Source organism: Azospira sp. APE16 (assembly GCF_047901315.1).
Classification (GTDB): Bacteria; Pseudomonadota; Gammaproteobacteria; order Burkholderiales; family Rhodocyclaceae; genus Azospira; species Azospira oryzae.
Window position 1 is genome coordinate 581907 of the sequence record NZ_CP179682.1, and the last position, 16831, is coordinate 598737.

15 protein-coding genes are annotated in these 16831 nt (G+C 67.0%); 6 read left to right on the plus strand and 9 right to left on the minus strand.

Annotation, left to right across the window (positions count from 1 at the left end; genetic code table 11):
• Positions 1–57: 57 nt before the first annotated feature.
• On the plus strand, positions 58–843 hold the full coding sequence (locus ACLSSQ_RS02955) for a hypothetical protein (protein WP_416243737.1): 786 nt from the start codon (positions 58–60) through the stop codon (positions 841–843).
• Positions 840–3617, plus strand: a complete 2778-nt coding sequence (locus ACLSSQ_RS02960; protein WP_416243738.1) for a patatin-like phospholipase family protein — start codon at positions 840–842, stop codon at positions 3615–3617. Before ACLSSQ_RS02955 ends, ACLSSQ_RS02960 begins: the two co-directional genes overlap by 4 nt.
• A gap of 19 nt (positions 3618–3636) precedes the next feature.
• Here the strand turns inward: ACLSSQ_RS02960 and dacB are convergent, their stop codons facing one another.
• Positions 3637–5148, minus strand: coding sequence for a D-alanyl-D-alanine carboxypeptidase/D-alanyl-D-alanine-endopeptidase (dacB, locus tag ACLSSQ_RS02965; protein ID WP_416243739.1), 1512 nt, complete (start codon positions 5146–5148; stop codon positions 3637–3639).
• A gap of 70 nt (positions 5149–5218) precedes the next feature.
• On the opposite strand from dacB, the gene ACLSSQ_RS02970 reads away from it, so the two are divergent.
• Together ACLSSQ_RS02970 and ACLSSQ_RS02975 are read left to right on the plus strand one after the other, a co-directional pair.
• Entirely contained in the window at positions 5219–5797 is a 579-nt protein-coding gene (locus ACLSSQ_RS02970) for a PilZ domain-containing protein (RefSeq protein ID WP_165397477.1), read from the plus strand.
• A 61-nt stretch (positions 5798–5858) separates the two neighbouring features.
• Positions 5859–7250 (plus strand): EAL and HDOD domain-containing protein, encoded by a 1392-nt coding sequence (locus tag ACLSSQ_RS02975; protein ID WP_416243740.1) that lies wholly within the window; start codon positions 5859–5861, stop codon positions 7248–7250.
• A 33-nt stretch (positions 7251–7283) separates the two neighbouring features.
• Here ACLSSQ_RS02975 and ACLSSQ_RS02980 read toward each other — a convergent pair whose 3' ends face one another.
• The 8 genes from ACLSSQ_RS02980 to ACLSSQ_RS03015 form a co-directional block, all read right to left on the minus strand.
• Positions 7284–8351, minus strand: coding sequence for an SLAC1 anion channel family protein (locus tag ACLSSQ_RS02980; RefSeq protein WP_416243741.1), 1068 nt, complete (start codon positions 8349–8351; stop codon positions 7284–7286).
• A 105-nt stretch (positions 8352–8456) separates the two neighbouring features.
• Complete coding sequence (locus ACLSSQ_RS02985) at positions 8457–10205, minus strand: cation acetate symporter (protein WP_130459201.1); 1749 nt, start codon at positions 10203–10205, stop codon at positions 8457–8459.
• A complete protein-coding gene (locus tag ACLSSQ_RS02990) occupies positions 10202–10519 on the minus strand; it encodes a DUF485 domain-containing protein (RefSeq protein ID WP_014235409.1) in 318 nt (105 codons plus the stop codon). Before ACLSSQ_RS02990 ends, ACLSSQ_RS02985 begins: the two co-directional genes overlap by 4 nt.
• A gap of 442 nt (positions 10520–10961) precedes the next feature.
• Entirely contained in the window at positions 10962–11177 is a 216-nt protein-coding gene (locus ACLSSQ_RS02995; RefSeq protein WP_014235408.1) for a hypothetical protein, read from the minus strand.
• A 52-nt stretch (positions 11178–11229) separates the two neighbouring features.
• Positions 11230–11706, minus strand: coding sequence for an OmpA family protein (locus ACLSSQ_RS03000; protein WP_416243742.1), 477 nt, complete (start codon positions 11704–11706; stop codon positions 11230–11232).
• A 179-nt stretch (positions 11707–11885) separates the two neighbouring features.
• Entirely contained in the window at positions 11886–12719 is an 834-nt protein-coding gene (locus ACLSSQ_RS03005) for an anti-sigma factor family protein (RefSeq protein ID WP_416243743.1), read from the minus strand.
• Positions 12716–13198: an RNA polymerase sigma factor gene (locus ACLSSQ_RS03010; protein ID WP_416243744.1), complete on the minus strand. Its 483-nt coding sequence runs from the start codon at positions 13196–13198 to the stop codon at positions 12716–12718. Before ACLSSQ_RS03010 ends, ACLSSQ_RS03005 begins: the two co-directional genes overlap by 4 nt.
• Before the next feature lie 130 nt (positions 13199–13328).
• A complete protein-coding gene (locus tag ACLSSQ_RS03015) occupies positions 13329–14330 on the minus strand; it encodes a catalase family peroxidase (protein WP_416243745.1) in 1002 nt (333 codons plus the stop codon).
• Positions 14331–14826: 496 nt separating this feature from the next.
• On the opposite strand from ACLSSQ_RS03015, the gene ACLSSQ_RS03020 reads away from it, so the two are divergent.
• Complete coding sequence (locus ACLSSQ_RS03020) at positions 14827–15117, plus strand: co-chaperone GroES (protein ID WP_014235404.1); 291 nt, start codon at positions 14827–14829, stop codon at positions 15115–15117.
• Between the two features lie 42 nt (positions 15118–15159).
• Entirely contained in the window at positions 15160–16809 is a 1650-nt protein-coding gene (gene groL, locus ACLSSQ_RS03025) for a chaperonin GroEL (RefSeq protein WP_014235403.1), read from the plus strand.
• The last annotated feature ends 22 nt before the right edge of the window (positions 16810–16831 follow it).

Genomic DNA, 16831 nt, shown 5'->3' on the forward strand with positions numbered 1-16831 from the left:
GCTATCCATAATGGATTTTCCCGGCCTGCCGGCCCATTCGCTGCCAAGGAGAGCGCCATGCATCCCTCTGCCATCGCCGCCTTCCGCCATTCCCTTTACCTTGCCCTGCTGGGCCTTTTGCTCGGAGCCGCCGGCGCCGGCGCCGCAGAGGAAAGGAAGGGGCTGGAAAAAGTGCAGGACAGCTTTCTCAAGCTGGTCTGCGGCAAGACCGCCGTCGCCGACAACAGCGCCTGCGCCAGGATGCTGGGCGATGCCGGCCAGGGCGACGACGGCGCCCGGGTGCGGCAGCTGGCGGCCCACTTCATCGTGCTGACCTTCGCCGAGGCCGGCACCCGGGCCCTGGAGGAGCACGAGGACCGGGGTGTGCTGGCGCCGGCCCTGCTGCAGCGCATCCGCACTGCCGAGGCCGAGTTGCACGAGGCCTGCTCGGTCCTGGCGTGGACCCCGGCGGCGCGCAAGGCCGCCATCTATCCCCTGGAACGGGCCGATGCCCTGATCGCCGTGGCCGACGTGGTCAAGGCCGGCATCAAGCCCACCGCCCGGCGCCTGCGGGGGCTGGCCAGCAATCCGGTGAGCCTGCTGGCCGAGGTGGGCGACGTGCTGGAAGACGGCATGGCCGACGCCATTTACGGCTCCGCCTCCCGCCGCGGCTTCGTCGCCGCCCTGGACATCATCGCTCCCCAGAACAAGGTGGACGGCAAGGAACTGCAAGGGGCCTGGCAGGCCGTGGCCGACCGCCTGGAAATATCGTGCAAAAACCTGGCCCGCCTCGGCGGCGCCCAGGAGGACAGCAGCACTCCCGTGTGCAAGGTGCTCAAGCCCTGCGCGGAGCTGCAACCATGAGCGCGCCCCTGCCGGAAGATGGCCCGGAGCGAAGCCGTAGCTGGCGTCAGTTCGAAGACGAGGCCCGGCGCCTGCGCCCGGCGGCAGCGCCGGAGTCGGCGGTGGCGGGGGCCGTCCGGGTCCAGGCCTGGGGCGGCGAGGACGCCGGCGCTGCGCCTGAATCAGCTCCCGCCGGCACCGCCTTCTGCGGCCTGGCCCTGTCCGGCGGCGGCATCCGCAGCACCACCTTCGCCCTGGGCGTGCTGCAGGCCATGGCCGAGGCCCGCCTGCTGCGCAGGGTGGATTACCTCTCCACCGTTTCCGGCGGCGGCTACATCGGCACCTGGCTCTCCGCCCTGATCCACCGCACCGATGCGGACAGTCGCCGGGCCGTGCAGCAGCTGGAGCAGCCCGGCCCCGTCGGCATCGCCCCCTCGGTGGCAGCCGCCGGCCAGCCCGGTGGCTGCCGGGACGACGCCAGCCAGACGGCCACCGGCGCCAGCGAGCATCCGGCCATTGCCTTCCTGCGCCGCTACAGCAACTACCTGACGCCCCGCTTCGGTCTCTTCAGCGTGGATACCCTGGCGGCGGTGGCCAATCTGTCGCGCAACCTGCTGCTGACCCAGAGTGTCTTCATCCTCTTCCTTCTCGGCCTGCTGTTCCTGCCGCGGGGCGTCGTTCTTGCCCTGTGGCAGGGCGGCCCGCCGGCGCCCTGGCTGTGGGCGGCACTGCTGCTGTTGCTGGCCGTCGCCGCCCGGGGCCTGTACCGGGGCATGACCTGGTACCGGCGCCCGGCCGCTGTGGGCGACGCTCCGTCCCGTCCCGGGCCGAGCCAGGGGCAGGTGCTGCGCAGCGCCGTGTTGCCGGGCATGCTGGCGGCCCTGCTGGCCGCCGCCCTGTTCAACGACGGGACCTGGCTGCCGGCCCTGGCCGGCGGCGATGGGGCGCTGTGGGCGGCCCTGGTCCTGGCCTACCCCCTGCTGTGGCTGCTGGCGGCTGGCCTCGACCTGCCCCTGCCCCGGGGCGGTGGCACCGCCTTCCGCGTCTCCCTGGCGGCTGCCCTGCCGGCCGGGGCCCTGCTTGCCGTCCTGGTCTACGGCTATGTGCGCCTCCTCGCCGCCCTGCCACCGCCGTCCCGGCCCTGGCTGGCGGTGGGGCTGGGGGCCTTCGTCCTGTGGGAGTTCCTCTGCCTGGCGGTCGCCCTGCACATCGGCCTGATGAAGCGGGCCCTGGCCGAACTGGCCCGGGAGTGGGCCGGCCGGGCCGGCGGCATGTCCATTGGCATCGGCCTGGGCTGGTCCCTGGTGGCCCTGGTCAGCTTCTACGGCAGCGCCTTCCTCGGCTGGCTGGGCCAGACCCTGGCGGCGGCGGGCGGCCTCGCCTGGCTGATCAGCACGGTGGCCGGCGCCCTCGCCGGACGCAGCCCGGCCACCGGCGGCAAGGGGGCCAACCCCTGGCTGGAGCGGCTGCTGCAGGCGGCACCCTACATTTTCATCGGCGGCCTGCTGCTGTTTCTTTCCTGGCTGGGGGAATGGGGCCTGCGCACCCTGGCCGGGGCGGGGGAGCAGCCCTGGTTCCTGGCGCCGTCCCTCACCATGCCCGGGCTGGCGGCGGTGGTGCTGGCGGCCAGCGTCTGCCTGCTGGGCGCCTGGGCCCTGTCGGCGCGGATCGACGTCAATCTCTTTTCCATGCACCAGTTCTACCGCAACCGCCTGACCCGCTGCTATCTGGGGGCCTCCAATCCGCAGCGGCGCAGCGACCGTTTCACCGATTTCGACCCGGCGGATGACCTGCCCCTGCAGGACCTGGCGGCCCAGCGCCCCATCCCCCTGCTCAACGGCGCCCTCAACCTCACCGGCAGCGAACCCCTGGAATGGCAGCAGCGCCAGGCGGCCCCCTTCATCTTTTCGCCGGACCGCTGTGGCTTCCTCCTGCCGCCCTCGTCCCAGAGCCCCGAGTGGCGCGAGTTCCTGGCGCCGAGCCGGGACTACATGAGCCGGGAGGGCGCCCATCTGGGCATGGCCATGGCCGTCTCCGGTGCCGCCGCCAACCCCAACATGGGCTACCACACCGAGCCGGCCATGGCCTTCGTCATGGCCCTGCTCAATGTCCGCCTGGGGCGCTGGTGCCCCAATCCGGCAGGACCGTTCACCGCCCTCAGCAGCCCGCCCCTGGGGCTGTGGTACTTGCTGCGGGAGCTGTTCGGCAGCGTCAATGAGGACACCGGCTTCGTCAATGTCTCCGACGGCGGCCATTTCGAGAACCTGGGGCTGTACGAACTGGTGCGCCGCCGCTGCCGCCTGATCGTGGTCAGCGACGGCGGCCAGGACCGGGACTTCCAGTTCGAGGACCTGGGCAACGCCATCCGCAAGTGCCGGGTGGACCTGGGGGCCGAGATCGACATCGACGTGCGTCCCCTGCTGCCCGGGGCGGCGCCGCGGCAGCGGCTGGCGGTGGGGCGCATCCGCTACTGGGACGACGGGCGGCAGGCCCTGGCGGGGATGCCGCCGACCCCGGAGTGCGGGGTGCTGGTGTACCTGAAACCCATGGTGCTGGGGGACGAGCCGGTGGACGTGGGCAACTACGCCGCCACCCATCCTGACTTCCCCCACCAGTCCACCGCCGACCAGTGGTTCGACGAGGCCCAGTTCGAGAGCTATCGCCAGCTGGGGCTGGCCACCGGGCGCCGGGTCTTTGGCCAGGGGCCGTGGCGGCAGGACGACGAGGCGGACGACGAGGCCTGGGTGCGGGCCGTGGCCGCCGCCCTGGCAATGTCAGCCGCAGCGACGCCCTAGGCGCCGGGGAGCGGCGGGATCAGTTGGAGAGTGGGGTGCTGGGGGCTGCCTGGGGCGTTGGGCTTTGGCTCGCCACCCATTCCAGCAGGGCCTCCACCGGGCCCCAGGCGGCGCCGGCCTTGGGGCCGCCGGCCAGGGCCACCAGGGCCCAGCGGCGGCCCCCGGCGTCGGTGACGTAGCCGGCCCAGGCGCGCACGCCTTCGATGGAGCCGGTCTTGAGGTGGGCGCGGCCGGCGCTGCTGCCGTTGCCGAAGCGGCGCTTCAGGGTGCCGTCCCTGCCCGCCAGCGGCAGGGAGGCGACGAACTCGGGCATGACCGGGCTCTTCCAGGCCGTCAGCAGCAGTTGCAGCAGGCTGCGGGCGGCGATGCGGTCGTCCCGGGAGAGGCCGGAACCGTTTTCCACCGCCAGTTCGGGAAAGCTGAGGCCCTTTTCCGCCAGCACCTGACGCAGCCCCTGGCGGGCGCCGGCCAGGGTGGCGGCCTCGCCGGCCGGGGTGTCGGCCAGGGCGAGGAAGAGGTGGCGGGCCATGACGTTGCTGCTGTACTTGTTGGTGTCGCGCACGATCTCGGCCAGGCTGGGGGATTCCCAGCGCAGCAGGGGCACGCCGCCCGCGGGGGCGGGGCCTTCCCGCACCTGGCCGGCGAACTGGCCGCCCAGTTCGCGCCACAGGGGGCGGAAGAGGCCGGCGAGATAGGCGTCGCCGGCCAGGGGGGCCAGATGCAGGGGCTTTTCGCCGCACACCAGGGGGAAGGTGCCGCCGATGTCGAGGCGCTTGCCGGCGGGGTCGAAGCGCACCGTCAGCTTTTCGCGCCAGTCGCCGCATTCGCCGGCGCCGGGGGCGATGCGGGCGTTCACCGCGAGGCCTTCCTGGGGCACTTCCTGGACCAGGCGCACGCTGCCCGCGGCCAGGTCCGGCACCAGGGTGAAGCGCAGGGCGGTGTAGTTCACCAGGGCCGCATCCGCATTGACGTTGTAGGCCCGCAGGGGCTCGTTGTCGAAGGCGGCGGGGTCGAAGGGGGGCAGGCGATAGGCGCGGCGGTCGGCCACCAGGTCGCCGCCGATCTGGCGCACCTCGGCCCGGTCCCGCAGCTGCCGCAGCAGCAGCCAGAAGCGTTCCAGGGTGAGGGCCGGATCGCCGCTGCCGACCAGGTAGAGATTGCCTTCCAGGCGGCCGTCCCGGGGGGCGTTGTCGCCGCGCAGTTCGGTCTTCCAGGTGTAGGCCGGGCCCAGCTTTTCCAGGGCGGCGTAGGTGGTCACCAGCTTCATCACCGAGGCCGGGTTCATGGGGCGGGCGGCGTTGTGCAGCAGGCGCGGCGCGGCAGCGTCCACCGCCTGCACGGCGACGGCGAACTGGCCGGGAGGCAGGCCGGCGGCGTTGAGGGCCCGGGTGACCTCGGGAGGCAGGACCGTGGCCGTATCCGGCGGCATCTGCCCGGCGGCGTAGGTGTGGAGCGGGTTGCAGAGCAGGGTCAGCCACAGGGCAAGCACGAGGCGGCCGGTGGCGGAGGGACTACGGTGGAATATGCGCATTATTCGGCGTTCGGGGAGGGGCTTTGGGGCGATAATAGCGCGAATCCCACCGTCCCCCGCCCAGCCCATCATGCAAGAACAGCGTCGCCACGTCCGCATCCGTTTCGCCAAGCCCTTGCCGGCCTATGTGGGGCACCAGGGCCAGAACCTGCGGGCGGAACTGCACAATGTTTCCCTCGGCGGTGCCCTGCTGCGCACCGACCTGCCCTTGGCCATCGGCGACCGCTTCGGCCTGGAGTTCGCGCTCCAGGGCATGGGCATCGACACCGTGCCCATCGTCATCAGCCGCGGCCTGGGCGATCTGGTGGGGGTGCGCTTCGACCTGGGGCCGGCTTCCGAGATCCAGCTGGAAGGGGCGATCCAGGACTCGCTGCGCAACGGCATCGCCTCCGTGCTGTCCATGCACACCCTGGCCGGACGCAAGGTGATGCGCATCGCCGGCGCCCTCAATCTATCCCTGCGCAACGACTTCTTCCACGCCCTGGACAAGATGGGGGTGGCTGAGATCGACCTCTCCGAGGTGACGACCGTGGATGCGGACGGCCTGGCCCTCTGCGTCGTCGCCGCCGAGCGCCGCGGCGTCGTCATCGAGCGGCTCTCGCCGGCGGTGGCCAGCCTCTGGCGCGCGGCCCGCCAACCCTCGGCCTGACCCTGCCGCCGCCGGGTTTCCCGGTCTAGAATGACGGCTTCATCCGAGGAGCCGCCCGCCCATGTTTTCCCGCCTGTTCCGCTCCCGCAGCGAAGTGCCGGCCGCCGCCGAGGCCGCCGCGCCTGTTGCCCCTGCCGCCTCTGGCGCGGCCGCGCCCGCCACGCCGCCGGTTGCTCCCTTGCCGGGGGAGGAGCAGCGCCATTCCTTCGTGCGGCGCGAGCCCATCGTCAATCGCCTGCAGCGGGTGGCCGCCTACGAGTTCAATCTGGAGGCCCGCCTCGCCTCCCGCCTGGGCGGGCGCAGCGCCGTCGTCCAGCGCAGCCTGCAGGAAGCCCTGTTCCACGAACTGGCCCTGGCTTCCGGCGAATCCGGGGTGCTCGGGCAGCGCCTGGCCTTCGTCCCGGTCAGCCCCGATGCCCTGGATTCGGCCGCCCTGGCCCGCCTGCCGCGGCAGAACACGGTGCTCATGCTGGCCCTGCCTCCCGACGTGGAGGCCGAGGCCCTGCCGCCGCCGGCGACCCTGGTGCGGCTGCGCCAGGAAGGCTTTCTCCTGGGCATGTACGTGCCGCCGGACAAGGCCGCCCTGGCCGCCCTGCGGCCCCATCTCGACTACGTGGCGGTGGATGTGGCGGCTTTCGACGGCGAGCGCCTGCGCAACCTGGCCTACGCCCTGAAGACGGTGGACGGCCACACGGTGCACCTCATCGCCGACAACGTGCAGACGGCGGATGAATTCAATCTCTGCTTCCAGCGCGGCTTCGACTATTTCCAGGGCCGCGCCGTGTCCCTCAAGGAAGCCTGGGCGCCGGCCAAGGGTGCCGCTTCCCGCATGCGCATCATCCAGCTGCTCAACCTGGTGCGCAACGAGGCGGAGAACAAGGAGCTGGCGGAAACCCTGAAGCAGGACCCCCTGCTTTCCTTTCGCATCCTGCGCTACATCAACTCCCCCGGCATCGGCCTGACCACGCCCGTTTCCTCCATCGAGCATGCCCTGGTGGTGCTGGGCCTGGGGCGCTTCTACCGCTGGCTGTCCCTGCTGCTGTTCGCCCCCCAGGGCGGCGGCTTCGGCGAGTGGCTGGTGGTGGAGCATGCCCTGACCCGGGGCCGGCTGATGGAATTGCTGGGGGCCGGCCGCTTCCCGCCGGCCGAGCACGACGCCCTTTTCCTGTGTGGCTCCTTCTCCCTGCTGGACCGGCTGCTGCAGCAGCCCCTGGCCGAAGTGGTGGGGCAGCTGACCCTGCCGCCGGCGGTGAAGCAGGCCCTGCTGCAGCGGCAGGGGCCCTACGCCCAGCTGCTGGAGGTGGCGGAAGCCTGCGAGAGCCTGGAGTCGGCCCGCATCGAAAGCGCCGCCCAGGCCGCCGGCCTGGAGGCGGAGGCCACCAACCGGGCCATGATCATGGCCATGGCCTGGGCCAACGAGGTGGGGGAACTGGGCGGCAGCGACGCCCTGTAAGACGGGGCGGGCCCGGGCGGCCCGCCGCCGGCCTCATTCCGGCTGGCAGATTTCGCCGCGGCGGACGGCCACCAGGGTGCGGGCGATGAGCAGGCCCAGGACCAGGCTGAGGATGGAAAGCAGGATCATGCCCAGGGCGCTGAAGAAGGTGCTGTGGGTGCGGCCGGCCATGGCCAGGGTGGCGATGGTCACCGCCGCCAGGGGGAAGGAATAGGCCCAGGAGGAGAGGAAGAAGGGCACGCGCAGGAAGCGCAGCACATTGGAAAACAGCAGCAGGGCCAGGAACAGGGCCGTGTGCAGCAGGATGCGGGCAAAGGCGTCCACCTCCCCGGTCAGGTTCATCCAGGCCACGCAACCCACCGAGGGCGGCGCCAGGAGGATGAACAGGGTGGGGGTGAGGCGCAGGGGCAGGGGCTCGTGGAAGAAGAGCCGGTACATGACGATGGTCAGCAGCACCAGCCAGAACACCAGCCCGATACTGAAAAAGAACCAGGACAACTCCGGCGGGGCAAAGCGCACGCCGACCACGGGCACGATGATGTTGCCCACCACCGGGATGAACCAGGCCGGGTTGGCGTGCTTGATCTCGTAGTGGGTGTGGTGCAGCCAGCCGCCCATGATGGCCAGGGTGAAGGCCAGATGCAGCCCGGCGCCCAGGCCCCAGATCGGGGCGGCGAGGCCGGGGGCGTCCTCGGCCCAGGCGATGGCCAGCAGCAGCAGGCCGATGGAAATGGTGGGGAAGAAGTTGATGCGCACCGGATGGCGCCATTCGCCGAGGACGGCGACCCGGTGGGTGAGGAACTTGAGGCCGTACACCAGGGCCGTCAGCAGCCACACGGCGGTAGCCAGCCAGCGCAACCATTGCCCCACTTCCGCCGGCGCCCCCAGGACCAGGTGGGCCTTCTGCCAGGCGATGGCAAGGCCGGCGGTGCCCATTACCGTGGAGAAGAAGGAAACGGGAAAGAGGGAGAGCCGGGCGGGCGTGGGGGCGGTGTGGGTCATGGCGGTGGGTTCCGTATAACGGGCGGCCGGAATAAACGCGGCGGGGTCGGACTTGGGCTGCTTCTTGTCGGGATGGGCCGGAATGAGGCCGGCGCCCATTATATGTAAGTTCAGAGTTTTCTAATATTCAAAATGGGGGGAGCCGGACGGGCAAAAAAAAAGCCCGGGGCGAGCCCCGGGCTGTGAGGTGGGTCGGTTTGCTTCTTAGTGGGAGGAGGCCGCTGCGGCACCGATGCCGGTTTCGGAGCGGATTTCCTGATCCAGGTAGGCGACGCGTTCCTTGGCGGCCTGTTCGCTGCGATCCATCAGGGAGAACAGCCAGATGCCGATGAAGCCGGCAGCCATGGAGAACAGGGCCGGGGAGGCGTAGGGGAAGATTTCCGTCTTGTTGCCCAGGATGTCGACCCAGATGGACTTGGAGAGGACAGTCAGGACCACAGCGGTGATCAGGCCCAGGAAGCCGCCGTAGAAGGCGCCCTTGGTGGTGCAATCCTTCCACAGCACGGACATGAAGAGCACCGGGAAGTTGGCGGATGCGGCGATGGCGAAGGCCAGGGACACCATGAAGGCGATGTTCTGCTTTTCGAAGGCAATACCCAGCACCACCGCGATGATGCCCAGGGCAACGGTGGTCATCTTGGACACGCGCATTTCCGTGGCGCTATCCACGTTGCCGTGACGGAACACGGAAGCGTAGAGGTCATGGGACACGGCGGAGGCACCGGACAGGGTCAGACCGGCAACCACAGCCAGGATGGTGGCGAAGGCCACGGCAGAGATGAAGCCGAGGAACACGTTGCCGCCCACGGCGTTGGCCAGGTGGATAGCCGCCATGTTGCCGCCGCCCTTCAGCACGCCCTTGGCATCCAGGAACTCGGGGTTGGTACCGACGAGCACGATGGCGCCGAAGCCGATGATGAAGGTCAGGATGTAGAAGTAACCGATCCAGGTGGTGGCCCAGAACACGGACTTGCGGGCTTCCTTGCCATCCGGCACGGTGAAGAAGCGCATCAGGATGTGGGGCAGACCGGCGGTACCGAACATCAGGGCCATACCGAAGGAAATGGCGGAGATGGGATCCTTGATGAAGGAGCCCGGGCCCATGATGGACTGACCCTTGGCGGCAGCAGCGGCAGCGACCGTCTCGGCAGTGGCACTCGGATCGGTTTCCAGCGCCTTGGCCAGCAGGCCCTTGGCAGCCAGGTCGGTCTTGATGCGCACGGCGTCGGCGAACAGGGCTTCAGGGGAGAAGCCGTACTTGGCTAGCACCATGAACACCATGAAGGAAGCGCCGGAGAGCAGCAGCACGGCCTTGATGATCTGCACCCAGGTGGTGGCCGTCATGCCGCCGAACAGCACGTAGACCATCATCAGGATGCCGACCAGCACCACGGCCATCCAGTAGTCGAGGCCGAACAGCAGCTTGATCAGCTGGCCGGCACCCACCATCTGGGCGATCAGGTAGAAGGCCACCACCACCAGGGTGCCGGAAGCCGCCAGAGCGCGGATCGGCGTGGCCTGGAAGCGGTAGGCTGCCACGTCGGCAAAGGTGAATTTGCCCAGGTTCCGCAGGCGCTCGGCCATGAGGAACATGATGATGGGCCAGCCCACCAGGAAGCCGATGGAGTAGATCAGGCCGTCGTAGCCGTTGGCGAACACGGCGGCAGAAATACCCAGGAAGGAAGCGGCGGACATGTAGTCGCCGGCGATGGCCAGGCCGTTCTGGAAACCGGTGATGCCGCCGCCAGCGGTGTAGAAGTCAGCCGCCGTCTTGGTCTTGGAGGCAGCCCACTTGGTGATCCACAGGGTCAGCAGCACGAAGGCGCCGAACATGATAATGGCCGTCCAGTTGGTGGCCTGCTTTTCGGCCTGGCCTTCCAGCGCCGCGGCGAACACCGGGGAGCTGAGCAGGCCCAGGCCGGCGAGGGCGAGGGTGTTGGTCAGTTTTTTCATTTCTTCATTTCCTCCTGGACGATCTGCTCGGTCAGGGCATCGAACTCGCTGTTGGCGCGGCGGACGTAGAGGCCGGTGATGGCGACGGTGAACAGGATCAGGCCGACACCGACGGGAATGCCGACGGTCATGACGCCGCTTTCGGACAGCTTCTGGGCCAGCAGCGCCTTGTCGAAGGCGATGATGGCGATATAGCCGTAGTAGGCCAGCAGCATGATGACGGTCAGGGTCCAGCCAAAGACGTTGCGCTTGCTTTTCAGCTCGTGGAATTTCGGGTTTGCCCGAATCCGCTTGGTCAGCTCTTGTTGACTCATTTGTCTCCTCCTAAAAAACCTCCGGGCCAATCGAAGGAATGGCCATGGAGCCGAACTATGTCCCCGAAGACTTACAGTTCCCTTACTCCAATGAGAACTTTTTGCGTCAGGACGGAAGAATTTCGAGTCTCGGTAAGTGAATGATTTAATGGAAAAACGATTTGTGCGCTGCGTCAATTTTTCTTGACAGTTATGCCGTTGCAATGGGGTGTTTCATGTCGACTGGTGCAATCGATTTATCAATGCGTAAATTGCGGAAGCGCTGTTTTGATTCGGTTTTTGGGCTTGGCAGCCCAGGTGGCCGCGTCCGCGATTAACCGCGGACGGGGAGGGGGAGGGGGTGGTGCAAATGCGGAAAGAACGGCGCCGGCATTGGTCCGGCGGGTGTCCGTCAGGGGGGGGCGGACGTTCCGGCGCGGTGCCGCTGTGAAAAATATTTTTTTCAGGCGAGGAAGTTCTGCCGTTCCTTGAACAGCTTGCGGGCGTCGGCGTGGGCCTGCTCCAGGTTGCGCAGGGCCGGATCGTCGTCGTGGGGGCAGAAGTACTCCTTGTCCTGGGCGGCCATGACCAGGGCGATGGCCGCCTCGTCCTCCAGGTCGTACTTCTCGGTGATCAGGGTGGTGACTTCGTCCAGATACTCTTCGTAGGTCATGGGCATGGCGGAATTCCAGGGAGGAGGGCGGGCCGGCGGCATGGCCGCCAAAGGGGGGTCAGGGCTGCAGCACCAGTTCGACACGGCGCCAGGAACTGCGGCAGGCTTCGCTGTCGCAGGCCGGCGCCAGTTCCCTGCCCCGGGCGCGGATGAGTATCTGGGTGCCGCGGACGCCTCGGCGTACCAGGGCGGCCTCCACCAGGGAGGCCCATTTCTCCGATAGGGCCAGGCAGTATTCCTTGCTGCCCAGGTGGTCCGTGTGGGCACGCAGCACCAGGCGCCGCAGCCGGTCGGCCCGCAGCTCCTCGGCCATCTGGTCGAGCAGGGGCGCCGCCGCCGGCGGCACCTCGGCATCGCCGGGGGAGAAATAGACGCTGGGGGCCTGGGGCGTGGCCACCACTTCGGCCGGGGGCGGCACGCCGGCCCGGGCCGGGGCCGGTGGCCGTGGCGTGCTGATGACAGCGGGAGGTGTGGGGGCAGCGCAGGCCGCAAGGCAGGCGGCGAGGCAAAGCAGGGTCAGGCGAATGGGCTGCATCGGAATCTGGCGGGGCCGCCGCCGGGCCGTCGTCCGCCACCGGCAAGGGGCGCATGGCTGTCCGGGGCCCCGCGGGGGGACTGGGAAACCTGCCATTATAGGGGCGGCTCCGGCCCGGGGGCGAGTCCGGGAATCGCCGCAAAGCCCGGCCCGGACGCTGTACTTCCGGTACCGAGAGATTATTTTCGGTTTGCTAACTGTTCATATACCGCAGTGGCGACGTGAGCCAATTCTGGTTTTTCAATACCAGCAGAGATAGCGTAGCCGAAATTTTGGTCTACCCAATAGAACACATTGACTGGACCTTCCTGAGTGAAGCGGAAGGCAGTTTCGGTGGTCCCCTTGCTTTCGCTGGAGACATAGAGGGTTAGGCGCTGGCCCTGGGCATTGTGGTACATGAACTGAGCCACCGGCCCGGAAACCCCCGGTAGTAGCCGCCCTCCGATGAGTTCAAAGCCCATGGCACCAAGCTTTGGGGGCTGGACCTCGGCATTGAGGCGGTTGGATAGCCAGGTGACTAACTGGTCCTCCTGTTCGGCGCCAATTTCCACGGGACGTCTGATGTCTGGGCTATAGACCACATGGGCAATGGCTGCCTGATGGGCAAAGCGTTGGGCCGAATGGCTGGACTGGGCCTGGTTGGCTGTGGGTTCGGTACTCCGATGCAGGCTGTTGGCAACCCAGCCGGCGCTGCCACTGACAGTAGCAATTAGGACTCCGGCGGCCAGGCGTTGCAAGGACCAAGTCGGCAGCCAGGAGTTGGCTGTTGCGCTGTGTTCTGCCGGTGCCCGGGCTGCCTGCAACAGCCTCTTGGGGATCGGCTCATGTAAGACCGGCCGGAACAGGGTTTTCAGCTTGAGGTTCTGCTCTTGGTAGCTGCGTACGGTTGCGGCAGCCTCCGGGTGGTCTGTCAGATAGGCCGTGACCGCTGTGTGCCGGTGGTCGGGCAGGGCGCCATCCACATAGGCATGCAGTTCTGCGTCGGAAAAGGGGGGGGGAGAGTGATGGCTCATGTCACGACCTTTAGCAAGGAGGGAGCATCGTCTGCAAGCAGGGCCCGGAGCTTGGCCCGGGCCCGGGACAGCCGGGACATCACGGTGCCGATGGGGCAGCCGAGGATCTCAGCGACCTGGGCATAGGGCATGTCTTCCAGACCCACCAGTAGTAAGACCTGGCGGTAGTCTTCGGGCAACCGCTCCAGGGCCGCATCCAGGTCGCGCAATTCCAGATTGTCGTGCTGCCGGGGACGCTCAGCGATACCGGTGGCCTCTTCTTCCATTGGTAAGGTCATAAGCTTGGGCTGGCGTATCTGATCAATGTGCAGGTTATGCATGATGGTAAACAGCCAGGGCAGAATGTCTCCGTCCCGCCGGTAGGTGGGCAGCCGATGCCAGGCCCGGGTCAGAGTTTCTTGCACCAGGTCATCTGCCTCCCCCGCCCGGCCCAGGAGGGCGCGGGCGTAGCGGCGCAGGTTGGGGATGCTGGCGAGCATCCGGCTTTCATCATCTGAGCTTGAGTCGTATTGGGTCAAAGCGGTGGCCTTTTACTACTGGCTGGAATATTGCCGTCTCCCGGCGCTTCCTCAAAGTGCCCCGGGGAAGCACTCCCCGGGGCGGGCGCATCTATAGGCCACCCAACCGCTTGGCAAAGGAAACTGCGTAGGCGGGAGAGCGGAACAGCAGGATGGGGTCCTGGGTCGGAGCCACGCCGTCGCTCATCTGCAGTGGATCAAAATTGATGGGTTCGCATTCCCCACCTTTTTGGGGACTCGCCGCTGAGATGGTCAGGGTTCCTGCCTTGAATTGGGGCCGATCCGCGGGCCATAGGACCGTCGCATCATTTTCTGCATCACCCGGCTGGCCGATGGATACCATCATGTCCCAGCGGATGGGGCCCTTGGCTACCCGCTCCATGAGACGTGCTTCAAGGAAGTTGGGCTCAGCCCCTTTCAGCTCCTCCTCGCTCAGCCGCTGTTCTCCGTCCTGGGGCACGAATTTCCAGCGAACCAGGGTCACCTTGTTTTTTCGGTCGATGAACTTGAAGGTGTGGATGCCCCAGAAGGGGCTGGTAGCGTAGCTGGCAGGGGGCGCATTGTTAGCCAGATACTCGGCCTGGGGCAGACTGTCCGGGTGGGCCGCCTTGAAGGCCTTCATCTTTTCGGGGTCCGGCTTGCCGGTGGCTGGATCGGGGCGCATGGCGATCATCAGGTCGCGGAAAGTGACCGGAAAGGCAGCGCCGAAGACCGGAGTATTGAGCATGGTGATGTGGTGGGTCTGGCCTTTGGGCAGCCGGAATTCCAGCGCCATGCCCCGGCCGCTGCGTGCGGTATCGGGTGCCTTGGGGTTGCCACCGGAGAGGGAAAAGCGGGCCACCACCGGAAGCCGTTTGCCACTGAACAGGGGCGAGCGGGAATACTTGGCCGCTTCGGCCGTGCCGACAAAGTCGCCGGCGGCACAGGTGCCCTTGATATGGTTGCGGCGCTGGCCTGGGGTCACGCCAAAAGTGCCCTCAATGGCTTCCACCACTTCGGGGGCAGTAACTTCTTCGGGGACGGCTGCCAGGCTCGGCAGGGCGGCCAGCAGCAGTGGGGCGGCGCAGGTCAGGGGCAGGACGGACAGTTTCATTGGAACCTCGATAAATGACGAATGACAATTGGGGGCTGGCGGGGCTGGTTCCCCGGATCGGGCATTCCACCCCAGCTAGAACCAGTGGTGGTCAAAACCATGCGCCGAGCCTTGATCCGGCCCCTTGTAGAGGATTAACGAGGAAGGTTGGCGGTTTATTCCGTGTGAGTGGAAAAATAGTGAGCTGAGGCGCCCTTCATGGTTTTTTTGGGAAGCCGGCAGTGGAGCGGAAGGGGAGGGGCTGTACAGGCGGCGGTACGACTAAATATCGGCGCGGTATTGGGTGGGTATGAGGCCGTTCTTGGCCTCGGAGTGCGGCGGTGGTGGGCCTGCAAGAAAAAAATCGAGTTGTCGCCCTTGAAATCAGACAAGGCCGTCCCTATCATTAGCACTCGTTCGGGGTGAGTGCTAACAGGCTAGGCCTTCACCACCCCGCCTGACCGGGCCGAGAGGCCCCTGAATCCCTGCAATAACTTCGTTACAAGGAGCTATCCCCATGAAAATCCGTCCCTTGCACGACCGTGTGATCGTCAAGCGCGTCGAAGCTGAGCGCACCACCGCTTCCGGTATCGTCATCCCCGATTCCGCCGGTGAGAAGCCCGATCAGGGTGAAGTCCTGGCCGTTGGCCCCGGCAAGCGTGACGATTCCGGCAAGCAGAACGCCCCCGACGTGAAGGTGGGCGACCGCGTCCTGTTCGGCAAGTACGCCGGCCAGACCGTCAAGGTGGACGGCCAGGAACTGCTGGTCATGCGCGAAGAAGACATCATGGGCGTGGTCGAGGCCTAAGCCTCTCCCCCTTTCCCATTCAACAGATTCTGGAGAATTTCAATGGCAGCTAAAGAAGTCAAATTCGGTGATTCCGCCCGCGCCCGCATGGTCGAAGGCATCAACGTCCTGGCCGACGCGGTCAAGGTGACCCTGGGCCCCAAGGGCCGCAACGTGGTGCTGGAGCGCTCCTTCGGCGCCCCCACCGTGACCAAGGACGGTGTGTCCGTGGCCAAGGAAATCGAACTGAAGGACAAGTTCGCCAACATGGGTGCCCAGATGGTCAAGGAAGTCGCTTCCAAGACCTCCGACCTGGCTGGTGACGGCACCACCACCGCCACCGTGCTGGCCCAGGCCATCGTGCGCGAAGGCATGAAGTATGTGGCCGCCGGCATGAACCCGATGGACCTGAAGCGCGGTATCGACAAGGCTGTCGCCGCCACCATCGAAGAGCTGAAGAAGATTTCCAAGCCCTGTGCCACCACCAAGGAAATCGCCCAGGTCGGTTCCATTTCCGCCAACTCCGACGCTGACATCGGCACCATCATCGCCAATGCCATGGAAAAGGTCGGCAAGGAAGGCGTCATCACCGTTGAAGACGGCAAGTCCCTGAACAACGAACTGGACGTCGTCGAAGGCATGCAGTTCGACCGCGGCTACCTGTCCCCCTACTTCATCAACAACCCGGACAAGCAGATTGCCGTCATGGACAATCCCTTCGTCCTGCTGTTCGACAAGAAGATCTCTAACATCCGCGACCTGCTGCCCGTGCTGGAACAAGTCGCCAAGGCCGGCCGTCCCCTGCTGATCATCGCTGAAGACGTGGAAGGCGAAGCCCTGGCCACCCTGGTGGTGAACAACATCCGCGGCATCCTGAAGACCGTGGCCGTCAAGGCTCCCGGCTTCGGCGACCGTCGCAAGGCCATGCTGGAAGACATCGCCATCCTGACCGGTGGCCAGGTGATCTCCGAAGAAGTGGGCCTGACCCTGGAAAAGGCTACCCTGGACGACCTGGGCCAGGCCAAGCGCATCGAAGTGGGCAAGGAAAACACCACCATCATCGACGGCGCCGGTTCCGAAGACGCCATCAAGGCCCGCGTGGCCCAGGTGCGTGCCCAGATCGAAGCCGCCACCTCCGACTACGACCGCGAAAAGCTGCAGGAACGCGTGGCCAAGCTGGCCGGCGGCGTGGCCGTGATCAAGGTGGGTGCTGCCACCGAAGTCGAAATGAAGGAAAAGAAGGCCCGCGTCGAAGACGCCCTGCACGCCACCCGCGCTGCCGTTGAAGAAGGCATCGTCCCCGGCGGCGGCGTTTCCCTGCTGCGCGCCCGCGCCAACCTGGGCAACCTGAAGGGCGACAACCACGACCAGGACGCCGGCATCAAGATCGTGCTGCGCTCCCTGGAACAGCCCCTGCGCGAAATCGTTGCCAACGCCGGCGACGAGCCCTCCGTGGTGGTGAACAAGGTGGTTGAAGGCAAGGGCAACTTCGGCTTCAACGCCGCCACCGGCGAGTACGGCGACATGGTGGAAATGGGCGTGCTGGACCCCACCAAGGTCGAGCGCACCGCTCTGCAGAACGCCGCTTCCGTCGCCGGCCTGATGCTGACCACCGACTGCATGGTGGCCGAGCTGGCCGAAGACAAGCCCGCCGCCGGCATGCCCGACATGGGCGGCATGGGTGGTATGGGCGGCATGGGCATGGGCATGTAATTCGCCCCGCCAGCATCCGCTG